The sequence below is a fragment of the Pseudomonas sp. AC242 genome (assembly GCF_979258655.1).
This window is the reverse complement of the sequence record NZ_OZ409873.1, coordinates 542,520-566,517: the sequence shown is the minus strand read 5'-3', so window position 1 is coordinate 566,517 and position 23,998 is coordinate 542,520. Positions and strand designations below refer to the sequence as shown.

Annotated in this window: 29 protein-coding genes; all 29 read right to left on the bottom strand. The window is 59.0% G+C overall.

The genetic code is table 11. The annotated features are described in order from the left end of the window. Positions 1-9: 9 nt before the first annotated feature. A complete protein-coding gene (locus ACZZ0A_RS02500) occupies positions 10-1,056 on the bottom strand; it encodes a phage baseplate assembly protein (RefSeq protein ID WP_463542474.1) in 1,047 nt (348 codons plus the stop codon). A 3-nt stretch (positions 1,057-1,059) separates the two neighbouring features. After that, a complete protein-coding gene (locus ACZZ0A_RS02495; protein ID WP_007908775.1) occupies positions 1,060-2,295 on the bottom strand; it encodes a DNA circularization protein in 1,236 nt (411 codons plus the stop codon). Next, entirely contained in the window at positions 2,282-4,054 is a 1,773-nt protein-coding gene (locus ACZZ0A_RS02490) for a phage tail tape measure protein (RefSeq protein WP_463542473.1), read from the bottom strand. The genes ACZZ0A_RS02495 and ACZZ0A_RS02490 overlap by 14 nt, the downstream gene beginning before the upstream one ends. A 130-nt stretch (positions 4,055-4,184) precedes the next feature. After that, positions 4,185-4,481, bottom strand: a complete 297-nt coding sequence (locus tag ACZZ0A_RS02485) for a phage tail assembly protein (RefSeq protein WP_007908778.1) — start codon at positions 4,479-4,481, stop codon at positions 4,185-4,187. Then, the gene (locus tag ACZZ0A_RS02480; RefSeq protein ID WP_007908779.1) at positions 4,478-4,825 is read right to left on the bottom strand and encodes a phage tail tube protein; all 348 of its coding nucleotides are present in this window, start codon (positions 4,823-4,825) and stop codon (positions 4,478-4,480) included. The genes ACZZ0A_RS02485 and ACZZ0A_RS02480 overlap by 4 nt, the downstream gene beginning before the upstream one ends. Positions 4,826-4,892: 67 nt before the next feature. Beyond that, positions 4,893-6,389 (bottom strand): phage tail sheath subtilisin-like domain-containing protein, encoded by a 1,497-nt coding sequence (locus ACZZ0A_RS02475; RefSeq protein WP_007908780.1) that lies wholly within the window; start codon positions 6,387-6,389, stop codon positions 4,893-4,895. Next, a complete protein-coding gene (locus ACZZ0A_RS02470) occupies positions 6,389-6,568 on the bottom strand; it encodes a DUF2635 domain-containing protein (protein ID WP_007908782.1) in 180 nt (59 codons plus the stop codon). Before ACZZ0A_RS02470 ends, ACZZ0A_RS02475 begins: the two co-directional genes overlap by 1 nt. Continuing rightward, positions 6,565-7,149 (bottom strand): phage tail terminator protein, encoded by a 585-nt coding sequence (locus ACZZ0A_RS02465; RefSeq protein ID WP_463542472.1) that lies wholly within the window; start codon positions 7,147-7,149, stop codon positions 6,565-6,567. Before ACZZ0A_RS02465 ends, ACZZ0A_RS02470 begins: the two co-directional genes overlap by 4 nt. Positions 7,150-7,291: 142 nt before the next feature. Continuing rightward, a complete protein-coding gene (locus ACZZ0A_RS02460) occupies positions 7,292-8,323 on the bottom strand; it encodes a phage late control D family protein (protein WP_414894647.1) in 1,032 nt (343 codons plus the stop codon). Positions 8,324-8,332: 9 nt separating this feature from the next. Continuing rightward, the gene (locus ACZZ0A_RS02455; protein WP_007908788.1) at positions 8,333-8,545 is read right to left on the bottom strand and encodes a tail protein X; all 213 of its coding nucleotides are present in this window, start codon (positions 8,543-8,545) and stop codon (positions 8,333-8,335) included. Further along, on the bottom strand, positions 8,538-8,921 hold the full coding sequence (locus tag ACZZ0A_RS02450; protein WP_463542471.1) for a phage tail protein: 384 nt from the start codon (positions 8,919-8,921) through the stop codon (positions 8,538-8,540). The genes ACZZ0A_RS02455 and ACZZ0A_RS02450 overlap by 8 nt, the downstream gene beginning before the upstream one ends. Then, on the bottom strand, positions 8,921-11,284 hold the full coding sequence (locus ACZZ0A_RS02445; RefSeq protein WP_463542470.1) for a phage tail tape measure protein: 2,364 nt from the start codon (positions 11,282-11,284) through the stop codon (positions 8,921-8,923). The genes ACZZ0A_RS02450 and ACZZ0A_RS02445 overlap by 1 nt, the downstream gene beginning before the upstream one ends. Positions 11,285-11,436: 152 nt before the next feature. Beyond that, entirely contained in the window at positions 11,437-12,018 is a 582-nt protein-coding gene (locus tag ACZZ0A_RS02440; protein WP_007908797.1) for a phage tail assembly protein, read from the bottom strand. Between the two features lie 154 nt (positions 12,019-12,172). After that, positions 12,173-12,679: a phage major tail tube protein gene (locus ACZZ0A_RS02435; protein ID WP_007908799.1), complete on the bottom strand. Its 507-nt coding sequence runs from the start codon at positions 12,677-12,679 to the stop codon at positions 12,173-12,175. Then, complete coding sequence (locus ACZZ0A_RS02430; protein WP_463542469.1) at positions 12,679-13,845, bottom strand: phage tail sheath protein; 1,167 nt, start codon at positions 13,843-13,845, stop codon at positions 12,679-12,681. Before ACZZ0A_RS02430 ends, ACZZ0A_RS02435 begins: the two co-directional genes overlap by 1 nt. A 2-nt stretch (positions 13,846-13,847) precedes the next feature. Then, entirely contained in the window at positions 13,848-14,033 is a 186-nt protein-coding gene (locus ACZZ0A_RS02425; RefSeq protein WP_007908808.1) for a hypothetical protein, read from the bottom strand. 99 nt (positions 14,034-14,132) lie between these two features. Next, a complete protein-coding gene (locus tag ACZZ0A_RS02420; protein ID WP_007949656.1) occupies positions 14,133-14,555 on the bottom strand; it encodes a hypothetical protein in 423 nt (140 codons plus the stop codon). Between the two features lie 85 nt (positions 14,556-14,640). Then, positions 14,641-15,180 carry a DUF4376 domain-containing protein gene (locus ACZZ0A_RS02415; RefSeq protein ID WP_095112490.1) on the bottom strand — a complete coding sequence of 180 codons (540 nt, stop codon included), beginning with the start codon at positions 15,178-15,180 and terminating at the stop codon, positions 14,641-14,643. Positions 15,181-15,206: 26 nt separating this feature from the next. Then, positions 15,207-17,663 (bottom strand): phage tail-collar fiber domain-containing protein, encoded by a 2,457-nt coding sequence (locus tag ACZZ0A_RS02410; RefSeq protein WP_463542468.1) that lies wholly within the window; start codon positions 17,661-17,663, stop codon positions 15,207-15,209. Next, positions 17,664-18,299, bottom strand: a complete 636-nt coding sequence (locus ACZZ0A_RS02405; protein WP_463542467.1) for a phage tail protein I — start codon at positions 18,297-18,299, stop codon at positions 17,664-17,666. Continuing rightward, complete coding sequence (locus ACZZ0A_RS02400; RefSeq protein ID WP_463542466.1) at positions 18,296-19,291, bottom strand: baseplate J/gp47 family protein; 996 nt, start codon at positions 19,289-19,291, stop codon at positions 18,296-18,298. The genes ACZZ0A_RS02405 and ACZZ0A_RS02400 overlap by 4 nt, the downstream gene beginning before the upstream one ends. After that, a complete protein-coding gene (locus ACZZ0A_RS02395) occupies positions 19,288-19,620 on the bottom strand; it encodes a phage baseplate protein (protein ID WP_007908814.1) in 333 nt (110 codons plus the stop codon). The genes ACZZ0A_RS02400 and ACZZ0A_RS02395 overlap by 4 nt, the downstream gene beginning before the upstream one ends. Before the next feature lie 14 nt (positions 19,621-19,634). Further along, positions 19,635-20,243, bottom strand: a complete 609-nt coding sequence (locus ACZZ0A_RS02390; RefSeq protein ID WP_007908815.1) for a phage baseplate assembly protein V — start codon at positions 20,241-20,243, stop codon at positions 19,635-19,637. 3 nt (positions 20,244-20,246) lie between these two features. Further along, positions 20,247-20,768 (bottom strand): hypothetical protein, encoded by a 522-nt coding sequence (locus tag ACZZ0A_RS02385; protein ID WP_463542465.1) that lies wholly within the window; start codon positions 20,766-20,768, stop codon positions 20,247-20,249. 70 nt (positions 20,769-20,838) lie between these two features. Next, positions 20,839-21,177, bottom strand: coding sequence for a phage holin family protein (locus tag ACZZ0A_RS02380; protein WP_463542464.1), 339 nt, complete (start codon positions 21,175-21,177; stop codon positions 20,839-20,841). Between the two features lie 108 nt (positions 21,178-21,285). Beyond that, a complete protein-coding gene (locus tag ACZZ0A_RS02375) occupies positions 21,286-21,861 on the bottom strand; it encodes a DUF642 domain-containing protein (protein ID WP_007908819.1) in 576 nt (191 codons plus the stop codon). A gap of 99 nt (positions 21,862-21,960) precedes the next feature. After that, entirely contained in the window at positions 21,961-22,362 is a 402-nt protein-coding gene (locus ACZZ0A_RS02370) for a tail fiber assembly protein (RefSeq protein WP_447783860.1), read from the bottom strand. Positions 22,363-22,876: 514 nt separating this feature from the next. Next, complete coding sequence (locus ACZZ0A_RS02365; protein WP_007908821.1) at positions 22,877-23,611, bottom strand: XRE family transcriptional regulator; 735 nt, start codon at positions 23,609-23,611, stop codon at positions 22,877-22,879. A gap of 138 nt (positions 23,612-23,749) precedes the next feature. After that, positions 23,750-23,932: a hypothetical protein gene (locus tag ACZZ0A_RS02360; protein WP_007908822.1), complete on the bottom strand. Its 183-nt coding sequence runs from the start codon at positions 23,930-23,932 to the stop codon at positions 23,750-23,752. Positions 23,933-23,998 lie beyond the last annotated feature (66 nt).

The following is a 23,998-nucleotide window of genomic DNA, read 5'->3' as shown; positions in this document are numbered from 1 at the left end:
TTTCCGGGCCTATGAGGTTGTTTTAGGAGGGCTGGGATTGGAATCGAAGGTGTGCGGCGGGGCCATTTGCAGGGTGGTCACCGAGCCTTGCGCCGACAGCGAATAAGTGACCTTGGAAATCAGCATGTCGCCATCAAACCCAAGCACCGGATCCGTGACTTTGACCAGCGTGTTGTGCCGCCAAAGATCACCGTTGGCCTGGCGCCAGCCCTGCACCTGATACGTGGTGGTCTGCGCCCGCCCCATACGGGTGGCGCTTTCCCACTGGGCGCGTTGCTGGGCCAGTTCGAACGTCAGCGCGGTGCCCTCGTTGATGATCGTGGTGCGTCGACGTTTGAAGCTCAGATCGGTCGCGCTGGATTCAACCTCGCTGACTGCCGCCCCGCTCTTCTTGTCCGAACCTTTTTGCTGGCCGATCACCCGGTATTCGGAGAACACCTGGCTGTAATCCATCGACGCGCTGGCGGACAAAATATTCTTGCCCAGCTCCAGCGCATCACTGGCCCGCCCACCGCTGCCCGGCTTGGCCAGCACCAGCCGGCCCTGCTCGTCATCGGTGGAAAATACCCGCAGCAGCGAGAGCAAACGGTCGATCGACTGAAACACCGTTTCACCCGGCACAATCGTGTGTTTGGTCAGCCGCGCGGTCTCGGGGATTTCATTGACCACCATCAGCCCGTACTCCATCGCCAGCGCCTGAACGATGCTCAGCAGCGGTTGTTCCTGCCACTGGTTCGGCGTGTTCCTGGCGGCGCAATCGACCAAATCCTGGGTCTTGGAACTGCCCTCGATGGTCAGGCTGATCTGGCGTCCGTCATAGCGGATCGGCGCCTTGAACACATAACCGGTGAGCACCAGGTCCTGGCCGATTTTCACTTCGCAGGGGTCACCCGGCTTGATCCGCTGGTCCACCGTCTGCCCCGGCCACTGCCAGGTGATGTCAAGTTTGAAAGTGCGGAACTGGCGCTCCAGATCAGCGGTGATTTCCACGCTTTTCCAGCCGCCGTATTCCATGTTGTTGACGGTCAACGTGACGCGGTTATCCATCTCGCTCATGGCTCACTCCCTGGACACTTTCACGTCGTTGGGTGAAAAGCCCGGATGGTTCATCGCGTTGCTCTGAGTCACTTGAGTCACTCGTGTGGCATCGGCAAATTGCTTGTAGGCCACAACCAACGCCGGCAGGCTTTCCTGGAACGATTTAGTGACCTGTCGCACACCGGATGACGCCACTGCCTTGAGATGCGCCAGCAGCGCTTCCTTAACATCGTTGATTGCCTGGTGGTGCTTGGGATCGGCCTTGTCCAGCATTGGATCAATGGCCACCCCGACCGCCTTCTGCAGCGCTTTCATTTCGTCGGTCACCGGTACTTCCTGACGGGTCACCGGTTGATCCGCCTGATGTGCCACCGAAGGTGTCGACGACAGTTTCACCGCGGGGGTCGCCACTGGCATCGACGCCACCCACTGCGCCACTTTGACCAGCATCGTGTCCTGCACCAGATCGGCCATGGCCTGCGCCGCGGCGTTGGTGTCCTTGCCGGTGGTGATCTTCGGTGCATCCGCCTTGCGGATGGCTTCGAGTTGTTGGGAGACGTCGGCAATCACGCCACGGTAGCCCTCCTTCGCGAATGCCTTGAGCTCTTTGATATCGCCGAGCAAACCTTTGAACTCAGCCGCCACTTCCTTGGGCAACTCTTTCACTGCCTTGACCAGTTCGGTGATCTGCCGGTACTGCTCGATCAGCGGCTTGAGCTGTTCTTTGATCACCTCATAAACCCCGGTGAGGCTGTTGCGCAGATTGGCGATGCCGATCCGCGCAGCCTTGATCAACGTCATCGCCTGCTCGAAGCGTGCCACCGCCGAACCCAACAGCGTGTCAGCCTTGGCCAGCAACACTTTCTGTGTGCTGACGGTAGCGGTCGGAAACGGCAACGGTTGGTCTGGATAGAACTTCAGGGTAAAGGTCACCAACCCGCCGTCCTGGCGGGTGTGGGTCATGTCGCATTCGCCGACCTTGACTTGCAGGCGTCCGAGCCACGGATGCACCAGTTCACCACTGCCCGCCTCCAATGCCTTGAGCAGCTTGTCACGCTGCTCCAGGCAATCGGCGCCGATGATGAATGCAGTGACGTCGTGGGTCTTGGCCTGCTGACCGAGATCTTCGAAAAACGGCAGGTCACGCTGCGGATATTCATGCAACTGACCTTTGCGACCGACCGGGGTTTTCGCCTGATCGATCCAGAAGCCGACACCGCGAAAGGATGCCGGCAACAAGCGGTCACGCCAGTTCATTGGAACCTCCCATCGACAGCGAGCGATAGCCGATGCGCGAAGACAGCGCCAGGCCCGGTTGATTGGTTTGCGGTTGATCGGTACGCAGCCCGGCCGGCGCATTTTCGAAGCGCACGGTCAGGCCGCCTTCGAGTTGCGTACGGTTGTTGGCCGCGCTTTGCTGGATCAGGGCGCCAGAACTTTGCGGTAACGAACCACCCTGCAGCGCACCGTTGGCCGATGTTTGAGGACTTGCCCCGAAGAACGCCGGCGCCAGCTCTCCTTGGCCTTCGGCATTGGTCTGGCGTTGCGCTTCGGTGAACGTTTCAACCTTGCCGGTAACCTTGGCGATCAGTCCGGCAAAGCCGCCGTCGAACAGCTCCTTGATCGGCGCGATCACGGTTTGCAGCTTTTGCCACAACTCGCCGAACCACTCGGTGATCGGCCCCCAGTTCTTGATGATCTGCCCCAACGGGGTCCATTCGAACATGGTGTGCAGAAACTCCAGCACCGGCGCGGCCAACGCTTGCACCACGCCCCACAGCGCCGAAAACACTTCGCTGATCGGTTGCCAGTACATGGCGATCTGTTCCAGCGGCGACCATTCGAACAAGCTCTGGAAAAAACTTTTGATCTGCTGCGCCGACGTTTGCAACGCGGCCCAGATCGGTTCGAAAAAGGTCACGATGGCGCCCCAGTTGTTGACGATCATCCCCAGCGGGGAATAGTCGAACAACGTGCCGAAGAAGTCCTTGATGGCTTGCGCCGCCGGTTGCAGCGCCGTCCATATCGAGGCAAAGAACCCGGTGATCGCCCCCCAGTTATTGATGATCATGCCCAACGGTGTCCAGTCGAACAGACCTTTGAGAAACGCCATCACCGGCACACTCAAGGCCTTGAGCAATTCCCAGATCGCCGAAAACAGCCCGGTCAGCGGCGTCCAGTTTTCCAGGATCATGCCGGCGGGCGTCCACGAGAACACCGATTTGAAGAAGTCGATCACCGGGGCGGTGACGGTTTTTACCTTGTCCCAGATGCCCGAGAAGAACCCCGCGACCGGTAACCACAGCGCCGCCAGTGCATCCAGCGGTCGCCAATCGAGGATCGAGCGCAACGTCGCCATCGCACTCGCACCGATGTTTTTCACGCCCTCCCACATGCCTTTGAAGAAAGCACTGATCGGCGTCCAGTTGGCATAAATCAGACCGGCCGCCACCGCGATGCCCATGGCGATCAGCATGATCGGGTTGGTCTTGAGCACCATGCTCATCACGTCCATCACTTGGGTCATGCCGGTGACGGCGGTTTGCATCGCCGAGAAGGCAATCGCCCCCGCCGCTAGGCCTTCGACCAGTTTTGGATTGTCGGCGAGCAGACTGCCGACCTGGGTCAGCATCGGTTCCAGCCCGACCACCAACGCCCCCACCGCCGGCACCAGTGCCGCGTCCACGGCTGCGGAAACCTTTTCCATCGACGCACTGAACACGTTCATGTTTTGCGCAGCGACTTTCGGTGTGGCGGGCAAGTCGACGGTTTTTGCCGTGTCGCTGACTTCAGTCAATTTGCCCTGAAACGCTGCGGCCGATTTGATCCCGTCCACAAACGGCGTGATCACGCTGCCGCCCTTGAACAGACCACTGATGTCCAGTTTGCCGAGGCCGGCCTGTTCGAGGTTGTTCTTGAAGCTCTCGACCTTGACTCGCAAAGCGCCGAGTTTGGGCGACAGTTCATCGATGCCGGTAAGCAACACCGACGCTTTAGCTTTGGTTTCTTCTGCCATCACTGCACCTGCTGCATCGCATTGATCCGTTGCGCGTGCTCCAGCGATTCGCGGAGCACATCCAGTGGCCTGGCCATCATCTGTTCGGGGTCAACCTTCCAGAACCAGGCCAGGTCATAGGCGACGGCGATCAGGTCGGTGATGGCGCCGACGCCGCACTCATGAAAAAACTCGCAACGGCCCAGCTCAGCGCATTGAGGTCAGCCAGATCGAGCTGGTTGACCGACGACGGCGGAATGCCGGCGCACACGGCGATGTATTTGGCCGCCACGTCCATGTCGAGGCTGACTTCTTCGCTCTTGTCGATCTTGTACGGCAGCGCCTTGATCGCTCGCACTTCCTGCACCGTCGGACGGCGCAGGACGAGTTCGGTCAGGGGCTCGCCGTGAGCTTCGATCGCAACCTGAAGCTTCACGGCGCCGCTCATTGCCAGGTCCCCTTGATGCCCTCGAACTTCAGTTCGATGGTGGCGTCATCACCCTTGGAAACTGGCTCTTCGACCAGATAGGCACCGGCCAGCACGTAGACTTTGCCGTTGCTGAATTCGCAGGTGACGGTGATGTCGGTGCCTTCGATCAGCTTCTTCAGCGGGAAGTCGGCGGTGTGCAGCGCGGTCACTTTGAAAGACGGCGCGATGTCGGTTTCCTTGTAGAAGCCGGGTACGACGGTTTCGCGTTTGACCGCCATCAGCGGGGCTTCGCAGCCGCCATTGATGGTCAGTTGTGCGCCGTCGACTTTGACGTAGCAGGTGCCTGCAATCAGTTGACCCATGGTGTTACTCCCTTGAATAAAAAAGCCCACGCGAGGTGGGCTGAAAACTTGCCGTCAAACGCGCGGATCAAGCCGCGTCGTCGTACTGCAGACGGAATTGGTTGAGCAGCGCGAACACGCGCAGACCGTTGATGTAATCCGGCGGGAACAGCACGTTCACGCGGCTCGGGTCCTGCACGTCGCGCTCGACGATCAGGTGCTCGGCAAACAGCTCGGCGTTCTCCACGTGACCTTCCAGTTCGAGCTTGGCGTACTGGGCGATCAGCTCACCGCGAATGGTCGCTGGCGTCACGATTGGCTGGCCGGCGCCGAAACGGGTGCCGTCGGAGGCCAGTTTGTGCCGGCCGTATTTGCTGGTGATCACGCTTTGCAGACGACGCACGATGAACGCCGATTGGTGCATGGTTTCGCTGTCCAGGTAGGAGTTATCGGCCTGACCGTAAGCGTTTTTCTGGTAGGTGGTGATCGAGCGCTGGATGCGCACGTAGCCGCCTTCGTAGTACGCGGTGGCGATGCCGTAGTTGAGCAGCGACTGACGCTCGGTCAGCGTGAAGCGTTCGCTGGCCGGTGCCGGATCAACACCCGGCAGGCTGCCGCTTTGCGTCGGACGGCTGGCGTCGGCAGAGATGAACACGGCGGTGCGTGCAGCCAGTGCGGCGGCTTGTACCCAGAACGGTTGCGGTACACCCGGCTCCAACGCCTGAATAGTCATGTGCTGGTCGTTACGCGCTTGGCCCGCGGCAACCAGAGTACCGACAGTGCCGCGCTTGGCGCTGTAGACGTGACCGAACAGCTGCTTGGCCCAGGACCAGCGACCGGTGCTGTCATCCATGACCGCTTGCCAGGTGTTGAGGGTCGACAGATCGGACCATGGCAGTGCGATGAATTCGAACGGCTCATCGCCCAGCGCCGCGATGGCTTCAACCTGATCCGGCACACCGGCGCCGCCAGTCATGGCGGTGATCGCAGTGGTCAGGCCGGCCGGGGTATCTTCGCCGTTGCTCTTGCCCAGGCGATTGAATTGCAGGCTGATGTCGTTACCGCTGTCGCCAGTCCATTTGGCGCTCAGGGTGACCACACCTTCGGCAGCAGCAGCGCTGACCGGCAGGTCGGCGGTAGCGTTGATTTTCTGTGCCAGTGCGGTGGCTGCTTGCGCAGCAGTGGCACCGTTGACCACGGTGGCTTGCACACGCACGCCGCCGACATACAGATTGAGCACGCCAGCCTGAGTGGCAGTGCCGGTCAGGGTCAGCACGCCTTTGGCGATCGCGCCTTCGGTGTTGTGCAGCGGCAGGCACCAGATCTCACCGATCGGGTCGGCCTTGCGGAAGGTCTCGTACATCGAGGCGAGCATCGAGCCCTGACCACCGATGCTTTTGGCCAGCGCAACGCTGGAGACCAACACCAGTTTGCCGACTTCGGTCGGGGCAATGTTGTCGTTGACCTGAGCGACGATCAAACGACGCAGAGTCGAACTCGCGCTATTGGCGGCCGAGTTGTCCATTTCGGCATAGAACAGCGGTACACGAATGTCCGCAGGGATGTTGCTGAATCCGATCGCCATTATTTGGCTCCCTTTTGTTTGGCTGGTGCGGTTTTGAGGGTGATATCGCCGTCGGCCAGACGTCGGCGCCACCAGGCGCTGTCCAGCACTTCACGGCCTTCCAGCGGCAGCAGATCGCCGGCCTCCGGGTCAGGTACAACGCGGCCTTCGGCCGGCAGTACGGTGATGCGATTGCTCATGGGGTTACGTCTCCAGAGAAAGTCATTTCCACGCGCCCATCAGGGCCCGGGCGTTTCAGGTTGGGGTCGGCCGGGTCGATCGCATCGACCCGCACGGTGGCCCCGGTAAAGGACGACAAACCGTCCAGTTCGCGTTCGTGCCAACTCTCCGCAGGCTGACTTGGCAGATTGCGGCCGAGCTGGAACTCGGCAAAAAAGCGCAGCCGGTAGAAGGCGCGGCTGCTGTTGATCGAGACCATCTCGCCGCCGTCGTAAACGATGGCGCTGTAGTCGGAATCGGGCTTGAACCCCACCACCGCGCGCCACAGTTCGGCGCGCAGGTCGTGCAACAGATCCAGCGCTTTTGTAGCGTCGCTGGCGTCAAGCACCAGGACGATTTCGAAGCGCTCGCGGATCGGTTGGGCGATGAGGTTTTGTGTGGTGCTGTTGCTGGCCAGATCGGCGCTTGGCAGCACGTGGGCCGAAGGTGTTGGCAGATCCGGGTTGCCTTGCAGCAAGGCCAGATCGAGGCCCACCGAAATGTGATTGGCAAGGCCAGGGCATTGCCCACGCAGTTGCGTGAGGATCGGGGTGATCTTCATGGGGGTGTTCCAAAATAGTGGGAGTTACCGCAGGCCCCTGTAGGAGTGAGCCTGCTCGCGATAGCGGTGTGTCAGGCGCGTTGGTTTTGAATGTGGCACCGCTATCGCGAGCAAGCTCACTCCTACAGGGGGGGCTCGTGGGTCAGTCTTTGGACTCGGCTTTGGGGTCGAGGCACGACGCATCGATCAGGCAGCGATAGCTGTTCTCGCGATTGCCACTGGCGGTGACCTTGTCGATCGACCAGCGCCCGCGCATGAAGTCCGGCCAGGTCTCATCGAGCAACACCAAGCCTTCGGCGGCCAATCGTGGATCGCCTGGGCAGGTGATCTTCACCTTGTACTTCTGCCGGAGCATTTTGCGCACTTCGCCCTCGCCGACGGCGATGGCATCCGCTTCATTGGGTTGCTTCTGGCGGATGGTCTTGAACGGCGCGAGTCCCGTCTCGACCCAATGCAAAACGCCTGTAACAGCATCGACAAAACAGGTCTTGCAGCCCTTTGCCTGTTCGCGGGCGGCCTCTTCCAGCGTGGCGCTGATGAAGGCGTGATCGCCGGGACGATTGTCGTGGGTGACCGACAACGTCACATCCTGCAGTTTCTGCCCCGAGATTGATTTGATCTGCCCGGGTCGCGCCAGCACATACGCATCGCCATAAGGTTTGGCGACCAGGTTGTACTTCTTCGCCAGCCGCGTCAGAAAGCCCATATCGGTTTCATTGGACTGGTCGACGTGGGCGATCTTGATCATCGACACGTCCGCAGCGACACGCGATGAAAAACCGTGCTGCGACACCAGTTTGCTAAACAGTTGACCGAGCGTCGTCGGTCCATGACTGGCGGTGCGGCGCTGCTTGAAGCCGGTTTCATCATCCTTGCTGAACGGCGCTGCAGTGGCCACCAGGGTCAGGCGAAACGGAAACAGCGTCGGTGTCAGGCGAGTGACTTTGAACTGGCCCTTATCGACCATTTCTTCCATTTCCAGGTAACCCACCAGCAGGCCGATTTTCCCGCCGAGGCTCGGCAGCCCTTCGAGGCCCTCCAGATCAATGGTCAGGGTCAGTTGATCCGACTCGATGCCGGCGGCATCGATGTGCTCCCAACTGATCAGACGCTGGTTGAGAAGATCCGCGTTTGCGCCATAAATCTGCACGACCGGGGTAAAACCCAATGCCATACAACCTCCTTAATCCCAGGCCGTGAGCGCTTTGATCGCAGCAGGTTTGCTGTCGAGTTCAGGCAGCACGACCCAGATGCCAGCGGGCAGAACCGGGCCGTGTTCGGCCAGGATCGGATTGAGTTTCCACAGGGCTTCTTCAGCGGCATCGTCGCTGCGCCCGGTTTCGCGGTAGAGCAGCAAATTCACCGAATCACCGGCCACGCTTCGAACCTTACGCATTGTTGAACTCCGACAATTCGATGACCCAATCGACCACCATCGCCGTACCGTCATCGATGATCTGGGTCTGGGTTTCCTGAACGTTGTTGATCCGCCAAAGACCCCAGTTGCGACCAATGCCGTCAATCAATGGCAGCGGTATGCGCAGTGCCTGCAAGGCGCGCAGTTCATCGAGCCGATCCATGGCCACGGCGTACATCGACCTGCCGGTGATGGTCAGGGTTTCCGACTTCTGGCCGGTCTGGCTGGATTTCGGTTTGCTGGTGAGGATCTGTATTTCGCTCCAGCCGCCATCGGACTTGCGCAACAACTGGTGGTACGCAAATTGACGCGAGAGGCCGAAGATGAAATTGCCCAGTGCCATTTGTTGTTTCATCAGGCGACTCCATCGGTCAGGGCTGCGTCACGGCGGGTGGCGAGGGGGTTGGTTGGCATGATCTGACCCAACTGCCCCATGGTTGTTTGGACCACCAGATTGGCGAGCGCCTGGGCGCTGGCCAGATCCTGGCCATTGATCTGTATTGTTGAGTTGAACGTGACAGGCTGGCTGGCGGCTGTGGTGGCTGGGATCGCCGAGGTCGCCGAGGTCGTGATCAGATCCTTGCTGACCTGAGCAGGCGCGCCAAGACGATCGACTTGGGTCCCCAGCTTGTCGCCCAGCGACTCACCGATGGCTCCCCCCGCCATGCTTCCGAGCCACCCGCCAATTGCAGTGCCCACGCCAGGCAGAATCAACGTGCCAAGCGCGGCACCGACAGCGGCGCCCGCTGAAGCCCCGGCCAACGAAGCACCGGATGACACCACTGAACGCGTGTCCCCGTGCCTCACACCATTGACCAGTTCATAACCTGCGCTGAGCAGGCGCAGCGGCGGCGCTTTTTTGGCCAGCAGCGCGCCGGCCTTGGCGTAGGAGCCGGACAGCGGCGCGGCGTGCATTGGGCTGGCGCTCGATGAGCCGGCGAATGCCGTCATGCTTGCCGGCCACGCTGAGGTCTGGCGAATGAGAGGATTGCGAGCTGCAGAGCTGCCGGAGCTTATCAATGGTTGATGGCTCTTTCGTTGGGTCAAAGAACCGAGGCTCACCCTGCGTGGTTTCAGTCCTCCACGCTTTCTCTGGGCAGGCTTTTTCGGATCTGGCTCATCAAAAGTCGAGTTCTCAACGGGTTGACCGCTATCGCCGGCAACATCGATATCCGCAATCCATTTGCCAAGTCCCTTCGGCAGTTTCGTTGCGATACCCTTCACAAGCTTGCCAACGAAATTATCGGCGGCCTTTGCCAGCAATGCCCCCACAAACGCCGTAATCCCCGCCGCCGCAATAGTCAGAGACGTGGCGACTTTCGGGTTTGCCTCGGCTTTTTCCGCCGCCCAGTTCAATGTATTGGTAAGCGAGTCCAGCGTTTGTGCATCCGGAGCTACCGCTGTCGCCAAACGATTTCTACTGGCCTCCAAAGCATTCCAGCTCTGCTGAGGACTCCCGCCTGCCGGATCGGCTGACCTTTGCACCGCACCTTTGTACTGCGGCTCGATGCTTTGGGTCGGTCCTTGAAGGGGAACCGGCGAGACCGGCGTATCAGCAGGTTTCGCCATCAACTGATGCAAACCGTCGCTGCCGGTCGACAACGTCTTCAGCAACTCGGTCTGTGGATCAAGCGGTTTTCTCGCGGTCAGCAACGCAAATGTCTTTTCGACATCCTGCGGTTTCTCCAGCAGTTTGCTGACGCCTTCATCACCGTTGAACAACGTCTTGATCAGTGCCGATTGTTCGCTCGCAGGCTTTTGTTTAAGAGCCTCGAGTGCTTTGAAAACGGTTTGCGGCACATTCTCGGTGAGCTTGTCCGGCTGGAGTCCAAGTGTTGCCCAAGCGGCACGCTCGGCGACAGAGCCTTTGGTACCTTTGGCCAGCGCAGCGCTGATGCTTTTCACCGATGTAGCGGCGCCAGACGTGTTCACATCTGCGTTGAGCAAAGCGGCCGCAAGAGCAGCCAGTTGCTCAGGTGCAATACCCGCCGCGACTCCTGTTTCGCCAGAACTCTGTACCACCGAGCCGATGTCGGCTGCGGTCGCTTTCAGCGAATTCTTCCCGAGATGAATACTGGCGTCGGCCAGGCTTTGAGCCTGCGCGCGATCAAGCTTGAGCGAGGTTCTCCAGACCGTCAGCATTTCTCCAGCAGCTTTCAGCTCAATGCCAAACGCTGTCGCGTTCGTGGCGGCATCACGGCCGAAATCCAGCAGTTCCTTTTCCTTTGCGTCGCCAGTGAGATTGGCGCCTACCCCGGATTTGCCCGCGGCATATTCGACCTCGGCCAGGCTAACCGCGGTCGCACCACTGCCCGCCACCGCTTTTTCGCTGGCCATTGCCAGGTTGGCGATCTCCATGCTCTTGAGATCGCCGTCCATGCCCGGCACTTGCTTTAGCCTGGCCATGGCCGTTTGAAGCGCCATGGTCGGCTGCAGAAACGCGGGAGGCTGACGCTGTTCGATCTCGGCCGTGAGTTTTGACTTCGGCGCAGTTACTGGCGCCGACGTCGGCGAACTGGCCTTCGACAGCGATTGCAGCGCGACCATGACTTCCCGGAGCTTGATCTGCTCCTTGATCAACAACCGGATGTCCTGACTGGCGGTCAAGACCGCCAGCTTCAACTCCGCCAGCGGATTGGCGATAACATCGAATGCAGACCTCTCACCTGCCAAGCCAGTGTTGCTGAACCCGACGCTGCTGTTCGCGCTGGCCAGCATTGGCGAATACCTTGTTTCTGCCATGCCGCTCTACTCCTGTTTCACGCCAAGGCGAGTGATCGCTATGTCGTAGCGGCGCAACGCCTTTTCGGCGTCCCATTCCAGAATCTCCGCTTCACTTACCGGGTAAATGAGCGGGACGATATCGAGGATTACTTCGATGTCGCGTTCCGAAAGTAGGCCGCCGGCTGGTTTAAAAAATCGTCGATGCGCACCTGCAATTGCGTCCAGTCCGGGACGGTCATCAGGGCCAGATCGGGGATCATCAGGCCGGTGCAATGGGCGGTGATGAACTCGGCGCGTTCCTTGGCCGTTTTCAGTTTCTTCATCACTTTGGTCGCGCGCAGTGCCGGCATTTCCAGCGACAGCGAGGTTACGGTGCGGCCGGTCACGGCGAGCGGTTGCAGCAACTGCACCTGGTCTGGATCGGCGGATTTTTCCGCGTCTTCGACCTGATCGAGAAAGTACGACGCAGGACGTGTCGACATCTCGTGCACGTACTGGGCGATGCTCACGTAATCCGGGCGCTTGAGCTGGTCGAGTTCCTTGACCGAGAGGCCGGTGGCGAGCAGCGCCAGTTCGAAGAACTGATCGTCTTCGTCATCGCCGGCGCGCTCCAGCGCGTCTTTTTGCGCGGCGTAGAACAGCGGCTTGAGCTGGATCGTTTCGATCTGCGAACCATCATCGCCGGTGATCGGCGACAGCAGGTCATGCTGGGGTGGCATCCACGACATGAATGAATTCCTTGGTGATTCTTGAGGGGTGTAGCAATTCCCTTGTAGGAGTGAGCCTGCTCGCGATAGCGGTCTTTCAGGCACATTGATGTTGAATGTGCTGGCCTCATCGCGAGCAGGCTCACTCCTACAGGGTTTTGTGGTGATGGGAGGGTTACGGCATCAGCACCGCACGACGCGCATCACCGAGGATGTCGACGCCGTTGAGCACGAACTTCTGGGTGCGCACGTCGATGTCGATCACCGGAATGCCGTTTTCCAGGCGGTTGTAGGTACGGCACGAGAAGTCCAGCGTCGTCAGGGCTTTGCCACCCATTTTGATGGCGTCCTCCCCCATGGTTTTGAGCTTGCCGCCGATGGTGTGATAGGTGAACCAGGTGTTTCCGTCCTGATCCTGACCGGCTTCACGCACGTTCAGCAGAATGTCATCGCCCAATTTCACACCCATGGCGAGCAACACTTCGGCGCCCGTACCCTGCAGCTTGATCTGAGCATTCAGCGGCTTGGCACTCTTGGCCATTTCCTCAACGATGAAGCGTCCGCCCGTCATGTTTTCCATGTCGAAATCGATTTTCGGCGGGGTGAATTCTTCAACGGTCGCCGACAACGGCAGGCCTTGCAGAGTGGCCGCGATGGCCTGTCTTACGCGGTTGGTAAACATTAGAGAACGTCCTCCAGGAACTGCTCGATGATTTCATCGCGGGCGTTGAGTTGATAAACCATGTGTTCGTTCGGCGCGTAGCGGCCGTAGTCGATGACCACGTACCAGGTGCCGTTCTTGTACTTCTCGACGCTGTTCAGTTCCGGGTGCAGATACACGCTGCCGCCAGGGATGGTTTCGTCGGCGACCAGGGTTTGCAGCCAGTCGTTGATGCGCTTGACCTCTTGATCCATGAAGGACTTGGTGAGGTTTTTGGCCATGGATTTCTGGCCGGCCTTGACCAGCTTGCGGCTGATCGCATCTTCGAGGCCAACATAGCTGATGAACTTGCCGGTGATCGAGCGGTTACCCAGCAGCGAGAAGCCGCCGAGCACGGTGCGGGCGTAGTAGCTGACGCCGTAGCGGTTGAGCAGGTCGCCCTCGGTGGAGGTGTCGAGAATGTTGTATTCAACGACCCGCGAAACGTCCTCGGCGTAGGTCACCTGGTTGCCCGGGCTCTCCCACTGCTTGACCTTGGCCAGCGCGGCAATCGCCAGGCTGGAAGGCGACAGGAAGACGTTTTTCTTCGCCGCTTTCGAATACACGGCGGGCATGTTGTGCACCACCAGGCAACGGTCAAAACCGAGATCGGCGCCGCCGAGTTCCTGGCTGTACAGCACTTGATCGGCGACCGAGGCGTCCTTGCCGTCCAACACCACACGGGCCTTGATGCGCTTGCCGAACGAGGCGAACTCGCTGGCCACTGCTTTGGTGCCGGTAAAGCCCGGCGCGCCGATGATGGTCAGGTCTTCCGGAACACTGCCCAGTGCAGCCAGACCGAGCTTGCGACCGGTCAGCGGATCAACGCCGCCAATCACTGCGTTAACGGTGTCGGCCGGTGTCGCGCCCGCTTCGACGATGACCACGTAGACCGGCACCTTGACCACTTTGAGGATCTGGTAGACGGCGTGGTACAGAGTGCCCTCTTCCGAACCGGTCGGATCGAGCAGCGCATGGGTGGTGAAGCTGTTGATGCGGAACGGTGCGTTGCGCGGAATCAGCGGATCGGCTTTCGGCGCAGTGCCGACCAGACCGATGACGTTGTCACCCAGGCCACCCATGGCCTCAGGGGATTCGGTGGCATTGACGGTAATGCCGTTGTGCTCGAAGTTCAGAACCTCAGCCATATTCAGTCAGCCTTCTTGGCAGCGGCCTTTTTGGCCTGGGTGGTTGGGGTTTTCAGTTCCAGTCGACCGGCGAAGTGCAAGGCACTGGCCTCGACGTCGAGCAGATCAAGGTCTTGACCGATGCTCGACCAATGCCCACCGCCGGTGGGGAATGGGACGAGCACGGTGTAGGTTTGGCGGGTTGCCATTCGGGTTTCTCCAAAGACGAAAAAGCCCCTTGGTTTCAACAAGGGGCTATCAGTTGCTGATCAGCGGATAAGAAAACGCCCCGTCAGTGCGGGGCGTTTTTATTCAGGCAGGCTAGCGAGCCATTCCGGCGCTGCCGGGCGGTGTTCGCTCAAGGGCAACTCACCGCCCTCCGGCCAGATGCGCAGCACGTGGCGATAGGTCTGCAACTCGATGTACTGCGCCGGGGTCAGCTGGGTTGGCCAACGGTCCACCTCGTCGCGATGACGGTTGACCACGGGATCAGTGAGCGCGATCTGCTGTTTGCGCCAGTAGCGTTCAATGCTCTCAAGTTCCGCAGGCGTTGGCCCCGGCCGATCAACCAGCACCGGATAGTTATTTTCATTCATGACAATCATCTTGCCGGTAGACAGCCCGTTCAATAACTCGAGCCAGTACTCCTGAGAGATTTCAACTGCATCGCTTGGAATTTCGGTATGAAAGGCGGAATCGTAAAAACCGCCCGTGGAGGGTGCGTAAAACATAGGTTCTTCCTTGTGTGATTAACGACGACTCTAAAACCACCCTCGTGAGTGGTCAGATATGAAAACGCCCCAGAGAATGGGGCGTTTACTGATGCGCGGTGATCGGTGGAGAGAGCGGCCAACCTTCAGCGAGCATTTCATCTTTATAAGTTCGCGCCTCGAGGGCCCGGAGCAAATCCAGTTCGCGATCAAAGCAGGCCTGGACATGGCTGCGCACAGCCTTGGCAATGGCGAGAATCTGCTCGGCGCCGATCTCGACAAAACCATCGAGGGTTTTGAAGTTGCAGCGATACTCGGGGTCGAGAATGGCAGACAGACCTGTGCTGGCGATCAGCGCCTGGCTGTCGCGAGTTGTTTCTATATTCAATCCCTCTATGGCGATACCGTGTGTTTCATGCAAGAACCGCGTTTGCGCAAACAGTTCGGGGTAATTCGGCTCCGCTATTGCAAAGGGTACTTTTACGACCTCGCCATCGACCAGCCTCCACTCACCCGTTTGATCGGTTCTGGTGGCGAGAAAAACTTCATCGCTCAGTTCGACCGCTTGTTCAGGAATGACTGAGTGAAGGGCCGAGTCATAACGTCCGGTCAACTCACCGGTTTCACTAAATGTTGCAAACTTCATAGCTAACCCTCGACTGGTTCTCGGCCTCAACGGCCGATAGCCAGAAAATAAAATTGTGCCGGGGTGGGGCCAATGTTGCGAATGGTCACGTTCGCCCTACTCTGAGCTCGAACCTGCCCGATATAGGTCGAGCCCGTCGGCGCATCCACTGCAGCATTGGGATAAGTCGTAAACACTGCTGGCACAAACAACGGGAACGCTACCGGAAAGGGCTGGAGGTAATTTGCGCCGGATGCGATTGCGTTCGTCATCCCCCACTGAATGATCAAACCTCCGAGCCACGTCGGAAATACGACGTAGCTACTGCCCAAGTTCTCAGAAATGCCAATTGAAAAGCCCCAACGCATTTTTTTGGGGGTGACTACAGTTTTGTCATCAGTGCCCGCGTCTGTCTGGGCTTGGGTGGCGATTTTTGCTGTGCCTTGATTGCTTTCGGAAGCTTGTTGCGCCAGAGTCGCCAGCGCAGTGATATCGATGTTTCCCTGATTGATCGACGCATCCCAGGCTTTGATGCACCACATGACGGCGATGTTGCGGGGGCGGGTTTCAGCGCCTCCGGTACTGGCAATGTAGCTTTGAGGGCCGCCGCTGGACGCATATTGCGCACCACTTCCCACCCTGTCACCGGCAGCCGAGTTGGTGATCCCCAGAACGGAGCCAGTGCCTACTGGACCTGTTGCGAACAGGGCATCGTGATAGTGGGACTTTACTTCATCCCCCTGATAAATTCCGATCTGCCGCCCGGCATCCACACCGCGCCCATGATCCCAGCCGCGCAGGAACTCACCGCGTGATTCCGGCAAACGGAAGTTGCCTGCGCCTTCATTACCCCTGTTGTAAGTGGCGCCGAGATAGGCAGCCAGATCCGGATAGGTAGCAATGCTCTGCACACTGCCATCCAGTTCCAGATAACCGGGAGCGACGATGCCGGTCGGAAATGCCAGAACAGCGCCAACTGGAACAGCGGATTTAAGCCGTTCGACTTCCTTGACCAGCGCGGCGACATCGATGGTTCCCTGATTGACCGGGGCGTTCCAGGCTTTGATGCACCACATGACGGCGATGTTGCGCGGACGGACAGTGATTGCCGTATTCGCAATGTCGTTGCTGCCGGTAGCTGCGGCGTAGGACTGCGAAATACCTGTAAGAGAAGCATCACCATCTGAATTCAATCGGGCTTTGAAGGCTGCTACATTGTCATCCTGAGTGTTATAAAAACTGCCCACAACTTGCGATGTTTTCGTGGCATCCCCTGCGCAAACCGCCGTAGCGGCCTGTTGGCTGCCAATAGTTCGCTCGACATCCACTCCGCGCCCATGATCCCAACCGCGCAAGAACTCCCCACGCGCCTCGGGCAAGCGGAAATTGCCAACACCCTCGTCACCCTTGTTGAACTTGCCGCCCAGATAAGCGCTCAGGTCCGGGTACGTAGCACTGCTCTTGACGCTGTTATCCAGCTCCAGAAAACCCGGCGGTGGTGCATCAACCGGAAACGCGACAATCGAACCCACCGGCAACGCCGACGCCTTGGCAATCAGCGCTTCAACTTCAGCCTTGGTGTACGAATCCTTGATGCCGAACCCGGCCAACGTTTCAGGGTTCGCACCGGCAGTCGCCCGGCCATATTCATCAACCGTCAGACTTTTGTAAGTCCCGGCGGCAATCCCGGTGCGCCCGGCGAGCATCTTGAACGTCAGCGCGGTCGTGCCGAGGGTAATCGGCGCATTGGTGGTCAGGTGCCACAGCGAATCGCCGTTCGTGGCGCCCTCCTCCACCATCACCGTCAGGCCCGGCGTCACCTTGGCGCTGGTATTGGCATCGGTCGCCCGCACCCAGTCGCCATTGGCGACGATCCACAGTCCGTTGTCCTTGGCCAGCGTCTGATTCGCAACCAGCACGCGGTCACCAGCGATCACTGCGACACCGTCAATTTGCTGCGCACCGTTCAACACGACATTGCCAGTCGCAGCAACACGCACCGACTGCTTGCCATCGAGCTTGCCGAGTTCTTCGGCGAGGTAACTCATGACCCAGGCACGCGTGGCTTTAACCACGGTGTCATCAATCAACAACGTCACCAGCGACGCATTACTCGTCTCGAAAATCGAGCGAATGTAGAACTCTTTACCCGAACCCGACGTGGCCAGAACCGGTTTGAACGACTCCGGATATTTGACGATGGCGTAGAGAATCCCGGTGTCAGTCCACAACCCGGCCTCTCGTACATACCAACCGCCGACATCCGGCGGAATGGTCACTTCGGCGAGCAGCCAGCTCGGATTCTTCTCGTCCTGGAACAGCGCATTGAGCGGCCCGCGCCAGACTTCGCGTTTCAGCGCAGTGGCGGTCGCGGCCGGGTTGTAGACCGAGCCGCCGCCGTCACCGACGGAAATCTGCGTCAACTTGATCGGCGTGCCCGCGGCCTTGCACGCCGTTTCGTAGGCAATCCCTGCGTTGGTGAGCAGGGTGTAATAGTCAGCCATTCAGGCCCCCTGAGGATAAATAGTGGATGTTTCGACGGTGTACATGCCGGCAGCCATGAACGCCTCTCCCGAGGTTTCGAGCCCTTCGATGAACACCGGATAAACCGTGGTCAGCTCGCCGCAGAACGTCGCGGCGCCGATGACGTGATTGCCGAAAGCGCTCAAGCCAACGGAGACCGTCAGCACATCGCGTTCGCTCTTGGCATCCGCCAGGCGTCGGTCGAGACGGGCATCGATTTCTTCGCTGTAGGGTTGGTCGCTGAAGGCGCGAACGGAAAAGCTGTACGGCGCACCGGGCGGTGTCTGTTCGTACCAGGCGCGGATTTCCGGGCGCAGTTGCAAACCCTTGGCGGCGTTTTCCAGCGCCTTGCGAGTGCCGGCCTGGCGCGCGGTGGGCCAAGCCAGTTCAACGGTCAGGCGCTTTTCTGCTTCTGGTGCGGCGGTGCTCCATTCAGCAACACCGCGATCTGCTGCCAGATATGGCAGGAAGGCGACTAATGTTTCTGCTGGGTTCATCAGTTCCGGGAACGGCGGCGCGATGCGATCAAGCAAGGCGCCAAAACCCAGATCCAGACCTCGTTCAAGTGCCGAACTGTTGGCCGGCAGCAGTGTTGGGCGCTGAGTTTTTTCACTCATAGCGTCAGCACCTCGACTTCAACCGCAGTGCAATACGGCGCTTGAAACGCCGTGGTCACGATTGGCGCCAGCGGTTCGAGAATCTGCAATTGCACGGCGCCGGCGCTGTGCAGCGTGTAGTCGATCCAGCTCGGATCGACCCGGCCTTCGAGGCGATGACAACTGTCGGCGTAGGCCTGCAGTTGCTGTTGCGCGGCGACTTTGGTCAGGCCCGAATCGGGGCCGGAATTGATCTTGGCAACAACACGAATTTTGTAGCGCTGAATGTCGGCAGCCTTGACGGTAACAAGGTCGGTTTCCGGTCGTACATCCGGTCGTGCGAAGTGCTGGCGAACGCCCTCAAGCAATGTCTGGGAAGGCGTGCCATCGCCATCGCGGGACAGCACAGTGACCTGCACTTCGCCCGGCGCAGTGCGTCGACCATTGCCATCCTTGACCTGTGCGGCGAAGCCATCCGGGTTGAATGTGTAGGTGACATTCACCACACCCGCCTCGGTGGATTCGACCTGCACCGTTGGACGCTCGCCAAGAGTGAACACCTCACGGCGATACTGCATCCGCGACCCTGCTGCCGGGGCATGTGGCGCCAGGTAATAACGCAAACGTGCGTCGTCATCGCTTTCATAAATCGCCGGCACCGGCGGGAATGCCGCCGGGTCGCCCGGATCGAGCAACTGCCGCTCAAGCCCCATGTCCGCCAGGCGTGCATCGAGATTGCTGCCCGTCGCCCACCACGCCAGCATCTGCTTGATGCGGGCATTGTATTTGCGCTCGTGGGTTTGCAGCCGGACACAGAAAGCCTCCAGCGCCAGGGTCAGCAGTTCACTTTCGTTTTCCAGACTGGTCTTGAGTTTCGCGGCACTTTCTGGCGAGCGCGCTCCGACGTATTCGATGACGAAAGCCTTGAACTCGGCGAGCAAGTCTTCGAAGGCTTCAACGGTGATCAGCGCGGGTTCGGCCAATTGGTTCTGGCCGGGGATCAACATGCTCATGTCACGACCTCGAAGGTTTGTTGACGGTTTTTCCAGGTGCCGGCGAAACGCAGCAGCAGACCGGCGCCCTGACGGCTGGCGACGATCACTTGCGGCTGAAAATCGCTGATCCCGTTCTGCGCGTTGTAGAACGCTTGCGCCGCGTGGCTCTGGGCCAGAAGCAGGACGTCGTCGCCGAGGTTCTGCCCCAACAACGAGGGGATCAGCGATCCGTACAAGGGCCTTTTTTGCCGGGTACCCAGCGGCGTAGTCAGGGCCCGGGTCGCGCGCTGCACAAATTGCAGCCAGTCGTCGACCGTGGCCCCGCTGTCTCTATCGATTCCGATCATGGAAGGCTCTTGATTCAGGGGCTGATGACACGGCCCTGGTGATCGACCAATGGGCCGCTGAAGTGCACGCCCGAAGCGTCAATGGTCAGGCCGACTGCACCCAGTTGCAGGGTGATCAGTTGCGGTGTCATTGCCAGTCGTGCCGGGCCGATGCTCAGCTCCAGCGATTCACGAGAACCGTTGAAAGCTGCAGGGCCGTTTTGCCAGTGCAGGGTGTGTGAAGCATCGTCGTAGCCGCTTTCGCTACCGTCCTGATGCACGCGACGGGTCAGCGTCGGGATCGTAGAGGCTGGCGGAAAACGGTCACTGTTCAAACCGAACAACGCCACGCTTTGTGCACCGCTTTCGCCGCTGCCGTAGTTGAACAGCAGACACTGCTCGCCCACCGTCGGAATCCGCGATTCACTCTGCGCGCCAGCGCTGGGATTGAAGAACTTGATGGCTGGCGTGAGCAAGCCGCCGTGACTGACCTGACAGGTGTTGCTCGCGGCGTCGACGGTCTGGCAAATGCCGATGCGGCAGAAGCTCTCGGCACGGCGGTGCAGGTCGTCGATTTCCGCTTCCATTTCGGCCAGGCGCTCGATGATCGGGCCGAGTTGCATGCGCAGTAATGCGTCGAACATCGGTCAGGCCTCCAGCGCGGTGTATTGGTCCGGGTCGTCGATATTGCTGACCTCCCAGGTGCGAGCGAATTTCGGCGTGCCCAGTGGATCGTCCAGCAAGGTCGGGCCGAGGTAGAGGGTCTGGTTGAACGTCAAGGTCCAGGCTTTGTATTGCTGATCGCCGCGAATGAGCAATGACGGCAAGCCATCAATATTCATCGGCAGATCGCATTGATCGCCGGGCAGGTTCCAGCGGTTGTCAGTAATCAGGTTTTTCAGCACCGCGATCAGATCGCACGCTGCAAATGCGCTGGCGGCAAGGGCCGGGATGACTTGCAGGGTGACCGTCATGACATGAGCAATTCGCCCGTCAGCGGCACGCACTCCCGGTCCATTGCGGTCGAAGTCGATCAGCACCCAGGCCTGATCGCCCGGTGCAGTGAAATCATCATGATTGCCGACGCTGAGGTTGAGTCCGGTAGTGTTGCGCAGTGTCGTCGCGATGGCTGTGAACAGTTGCGACGGCTGCTGGATCGGTGTGGGCATACATGACCTCCTTTTCAATCGTCCACGCGCAGCCCTGCCGCCAAAATGGCGGCACGGAGAAGTACTGAAGTTAAGGGTGGTCGCGAGGCGGTACTTCGCAGACGCCGATGCGCTTGGCAGCCCAGCGTTCGTACAACCCGATTGCCACGTCGGCGCCGGCCATTGCGGTCAGGCAACCGAAGGCGCCGGCGGCCCAGATCGACATGCCAGCGGCATACAGCAGCATGATCGCCGACACGCCGCAGATCATGCAGGCGCCGGAGCGCAGGGCCAGGCGTCGCAGCAGTGACCAGCCACGGGCACCTTCCTTGTCGGCGCGCCACATTTCGCCGGACACCCCGCCAACGACGGCAAGGAGGATGACCAGCCAGATCGGCATGTCGGCCAGGGCTTGTTGCTCATTTGTCATGTCACGCCTCCGGGGTAGCGTTGAGGAACCAAGAAATTGTGAGCAGACCCGATGCATTGAGGTCATCTCTCACGTTTGAGTAAAACCAGCGCTCCCCGTCTACAGGCGTTACAAACGCTCGACAATGACGTCATCGATAAAGGCAAAGTTGGCGTACGGGTTCTGCTCGTTGGAAAACGCCAGCGTTGTCTGCGGCGTGGTTGCGGTGAAATCGTAGGTCAGAGTGGCCCATTCAACTGCAACGCCTTTGGCGGTCGGCGTGTTGAAGGTCGCGGTTTGACCTGCCACTTTCATCTGGATGACGCCGTCGCCCGAGCGGCTGGCAAAACGCGAATTGCCCGCACTGAAGGTCACTCGGTATTTGGCGCCCACGGTCGTTGCAAAGTTCTGCTGTATTCCACCGCCGTTGCCGTACACGTAGTTGGCCAAGTCAACGATCATCACGCCATCTGCTGCAACAGAGCCGCCAATCGCATTAGGCATATTGAAATATTCGGCACCAGACAGAAATGTCGTCCAGCCTGTGATGGCGTTGGCTTTTGCGGGAGTGTCCAAAATGCAGCCTGCGCCGCAGGTTGATTGCTCGAAACTGCCGTTCACCAACAGATTGGCAGCCAGTGCGTGGGTACCTGTGCCGAGCAGTACAAAAGTCGTGAAAAGCGCAGCGATTTTATTGTTCAACATGGTTTGTTTTTCATCCCTGATAAATTTCGGAATTGGTTGTGGTCTTCTGGCTCAAGGAACCAGGCACGATGGGTCTGCTTTCACAGCAGACTTGATGCGTCAGTAAGGAGCGACCGGCCACATGATGTTTGCCGGATAACCCGACTGTTTATCGATGTCGCTGAGAGCGATGCAGTACTGTTTGTGAGCCAGCAGCAGGGCCTGCTCTTCTGCCGTGGCCATGGCCAGGTCAACCTTGAACTGCAACGAGTTCATCAACAGCCAGTTGGCCGCCGCATTCAGCAGTTGCCATTTCTGCTGTTCGGCTTCATTTCGCAGGTCTTCCTCGGTCGGTGGAGAAAAGGTCCAGATTCCGTTGAATGTGGCTCCCCACCCCACTCGAACATCCGAGCCGGTGACATCAACCCAGACGGAGGCTGGCGAAGCCGGTGCTTCAGGAGCGATTTCGCTCTCTTTCAGTTGGACCACTCTGTTGTATTCGACCAGTGCATAAAGATTCATGTGTATTCCTCGATGTGTGTTTTTCAATGCATGTCGTGTTTGATCAGGCAGGCATTCCAAAAAGCCCGGCGCTTGCACCCCGGGCTTTTCAGTAATGCGCTCCTTCGCCTTCCTTCAAATCCTGTGTTCGAGAAGGAAGCTGACTGTTCGGCGCTACTGGCGCGGTACGAGTCCATTCAAATTGTTTTTCCGACCGCGGTCCCTGCCCGCCGGATAACTGCTTCTGGTGCTTTACGCTGCACACCCGGGTCAGTTGCCAACCCTCTGAACCGTTGAGGCCGGTTCATCGCTGCCTGTTCTTGTGGAACTAAAGAGCTTTCTTGCCAGCCGCTTTGTCGAGCGGCTTGGTGGCAAGAATATGCATGTATGCATATCCAGTCAATGCGCAAATGCATTTATTTATGCATTAGAAATGCGCAAACGCATGAAAGCCCCGCAGCGAAAGGGTTTGGTGGTTTTATCCAGGCGAAAAAAAACCCGCCAACGAAGGCGGGTTTATCTGGAAGAGGTCTGGTTAGCGGGCGTACATGCCCCACCAGAAGACGTGACCGAGGATGACAATCTGCTCTTCCTGGATTTCCTGGAAGCTGTAGTCCTCGTCTGGATGCTCATCGCGATTGAAGCTGCGCAGACGAATGCCGGTAGGCAAGCGATAAAGCTGCTTCACGCGCAATTGGCCGTTGTGATTGATCGCGTACAGGTCGCCATCGATGATGTCGCCGATGCCGCACTTGCCCGCATTGACGCCGACGGTGGCACCATCACGCAAGACCGGCAACATGCTGTTGCCGCGCACTGTCACGCATTTGGCCTGGTCGAACTGCACCCCGTTATGGCGCAGGCTGCGCTTGCCGAAGCGCAGGCTAGAGCGTTCGCTCTCTTCGATGACGAATCTTCCTGATCCAGCAGCCAATTCAACCTCGCGAAGGAACGGCACCGATACTTCGTCATCATCGACCGGCGTATCGTCGTCCCACAGCATTATGTCCTTGAGTTCCGCGTGTACATCATCACGCGCGGCACCGGCCGACGGCGCGACATCCGCGCGCCCGCGCAACTGATCGGTGCTCACGGCGAAGTACTCGGCGATCTTCGAGATATGTTTATCCGAGGGATCGACGATCTTCCCGCTGAGAATCCGCGAGAGAGTGGATTGAGGCACGCCGGTGCGACGGTGGAGCTCCGTGGGGGAGATCCCGTGCTGGTCGAGCAGTGCTCTTAAGACGGAGGCTACGTTGCGTTTTTGCATAACGCGCATAGTGCTTGAAGTTATTGGTTAAGACAAATGCTGATTTGCATAATTAACGCATAAATATGAATTCAGCCGCAAAATGATATTGCCGAGCCATCATTTTGTATTGGATAACGGCCCGGTTCCAACTTGTGGTCAGCCTTTGACGCGACGCGCAGCAGCATTGGCTTTTTTTAGTCGATCGGTTCTGGCTTTCCTGTCGTAATCGTCCTTGGCGCCCATGATTCCACCGGCAGCATGCACCCAGTCGGTCGCGGTGCAGCCAGAGATCAGCACAGCAGAAGTAAAGACTGAAGCAAAGATAAGGATGTTTTTCATATTCGATTCCTCGGTGTCACTGATGAGCTTGTTGAATTGCAGAGTTGAAAAAAGAAAACCTGCTGC

Excerpts from the sequence above, each read along its gene's own strand:
- ACZZ0A_RS02480 (WP_007908779.1), bottom strand. The coding sequence starts at position 4,825 with ATGGGTCAACTGATTGCAGGCACCTGCTACGTCAAAGTCGACGGCGCA.
- ACZZ0A_RS02420 (WP_007949656.1), bottom strand. The coding sequence starts at position 14,555 with ATGTTTTACGCACCCTCCACGGGCGGTTTTTACGATTCCGCCTTTCAT.
- ACZZ0A_RS02425 (WP_007908808.1), bottom strand. The coding sequence starts at position 14,033 with ATGGCAACCCGCCAAACCTACACCGTGCTCGTCCCATTCCCCACCGGC.
- ACZZ0A_RS02415 (WP_095112490.1), bottom strand. The coding sequence starts at position 15,180 with ATGAAGTTTGCAACATTTAGTGAAACCGGTGAGTTGACCGGACGTTAT.
- ACZZ0A_RS02440 (WP_007908797.1), bottom strand. The coding sequence starts at position 12,018 with ATGTCGTGGATGCCACCCCAGCATGACCTGCTGTCGCCGATCACCGGC.
- ACZZ0A_RS02500 (WP_463542474.1), bottom strand. The coding sequence starts at position 1,056 with ATGAGCGAGATGGATAACCGCGTCACGTTGACCGTCAACAACATGGAA.
- ACZZ0A_RS02380 (WP_463542464.1), bottom strand. The coding sequence starts at position 21,177 with ATGACAAATGAGCAACAAGCCCTGGCCGACATGCCGATCTGGCTGGTC.
- ACZZ0A_RS02490 (WP_463542473.1), bottom strand. The coding sequence starts at position 4,054 with ATGGCAGAAGAAACCAAAGCTAAAGCGTCGGTGTTGCTTACCGGCATC.
- ACZZ0A_RS02470 (WP_007908782.1), bottom strand. The coding sequence starts at position 6,568 with ATGAGCAATCGCATCACCGTACTGCCGGCCGAAGGCCGCGTTGTACCT.
- ACZZ0A_RS02460 (WP_414894647.1), bottom strand. The coding sequence starts at position 8,323 with ATGGCATTGGGTTTTACCCCGGTCGTGCAGATTTATGGCGCAAACGCG.
- ACZZ0A_RS02390 (WP_007908815.1), bottom strand. The coding sequence starts at position 20,243 with ATGTTCGACGCATTACTGCGCATGCAACTCGGCCCGATCATCGAGCGC.
- ACZZ0A_RS02495 (WP_007908775.1), bottom strand. The coding sequence starts at position 2,295 with ATGAACTGGCGTGACCGCTTGTTGCCGGCATCCTTTCGCGGTGTCGGC.
- ACZZ0A_RS02395 (WP_007908814.1), bottom strand. The coding sequence starts at position 19,620 with ATGATCGGAATCGATAGAGACAGCGGGGCCACGGTCGACGACTGGCTG.
- ACZZ0A_RS02475 (WP_007908780.1), bottom strand. The coding sequence starts at position 6,389 with ATGGCGATCGGATTCAGCAACATCCCTGCGGACATTCGTGTACCGCTG.
- ACZZ0A_RS02430 (WP_463542469.1), bottom strand. The coding sequence starts at position 13,845 with ATGGCTGAGGTTCTGAACTTCGAGCACAACGGCATTACCGTCAATGCC.
- ACZZ0A_RS02485 (WP_007908778.1), bottom strand. The coding sequence starts at position 4,481 with ATGAGCGGCGCCGTGAAGCTTCAGGTTGCGATCGAAGCTCACGGCGAG.
- ACZZ0A_RS02375 (WP_007908819.1), bottom strand. The coding sequence starts at position 21,861 with ATGTTGAACAATAAAATCGCTGCGCTTTTCACGACTTTTGTACTGCTC.
- ACZZ0A_RS02360 (WP_007908822.1), bottom strand. The coding sequence starts at position 23,932 with ATGAAAAACATCCTTATCTTTGCTTCAGTCTTTACTTCTGCTGTGCTG.
- ACZZ0A_RS02450 (WP_463542471.1), bottom strand. The coding sequence starts at position 8,921 with ATGAAACAACAAATGGCACTGGGCAATTTCATCTTCGGCCTCTCGCGT.
- ACZZ0A_RS02405 (WP_463542467.1), bottom strand. The coding sequence starts at position 18,299 with ATGAGTGAAAAAACTCAGCGCCCAACACTGCTGCCGGCCAACAGTTCG.
- ACZZ0A_RS02465 (WP_463542472.1), bottom strand. The coding sequence starts at position 7,149 with ATGAAGATCACCCCGATCCTCACGCAACTGCGTGGGCAATGCCCTGGC.
- ACZZ0A_RS02370 (WP_447783860.1), bottom strand. The coding sequence starts at position 22,362 with ATGAATCTTTATGCACTGGTCGAATACAACAGAGTGGTCCAACTGAAA.
- ACZZ0A_RS02435 (WP_007908799.1), bottom strand. The coding sequence starts at position 12,679 with ATGTTTACCAACCGCGTAAGACAGGCCATCGCGGCCACTCTGCAAGGC.
- ACZZ0A_RS02455 (WP_007908788.1), bottom strand. The coding sequence starts at position 8,545 with ATGCGTAAGGTTCGAAGCGTGGCCGGTGATTCGGTGAATTTGCTGCTC.
- ACZZ0A_RS02410 (WP_463542468.1), bottom strand. The coding sequence starts at position 17,663 with ATGGCTGACTATTACACCCTGCTCACCAACGCAGGGATTGCCTACGAA.
- ACZZ0A_RS02445 (WP_463542470.1), bottom strand. The coding sequence starts at position 11,284 with ATGCTGGCCAGCGCGAACAGCAGCGTCGGGTTCAGCAACACTGGCTTG.
- ACZZ0A_RS02365 (WP_007908821.1), bottom strand. The coding sequence starts at position 23,611 with ATGCAAAAACGCAACGTAGCCTCCGTCTTAAGAGCACTGCTCGACCAG.
- ACZZ0A_RS02400 (WP_463542466.1), bottom strand. The coding sequence starts at position 19,291 with ATGAGCATGTTGATCCCCGGCCAGAACCAATTGGCCGAACCCGCGCTG.
- ACZZ0A_RS02385 (WP_463542465.1), bottom strand. The coding sequence starts at position 20,768 with ATGCCCACACCGATCCAGCAGCCGTCGCAACTGTTCACAGCCATCGCG.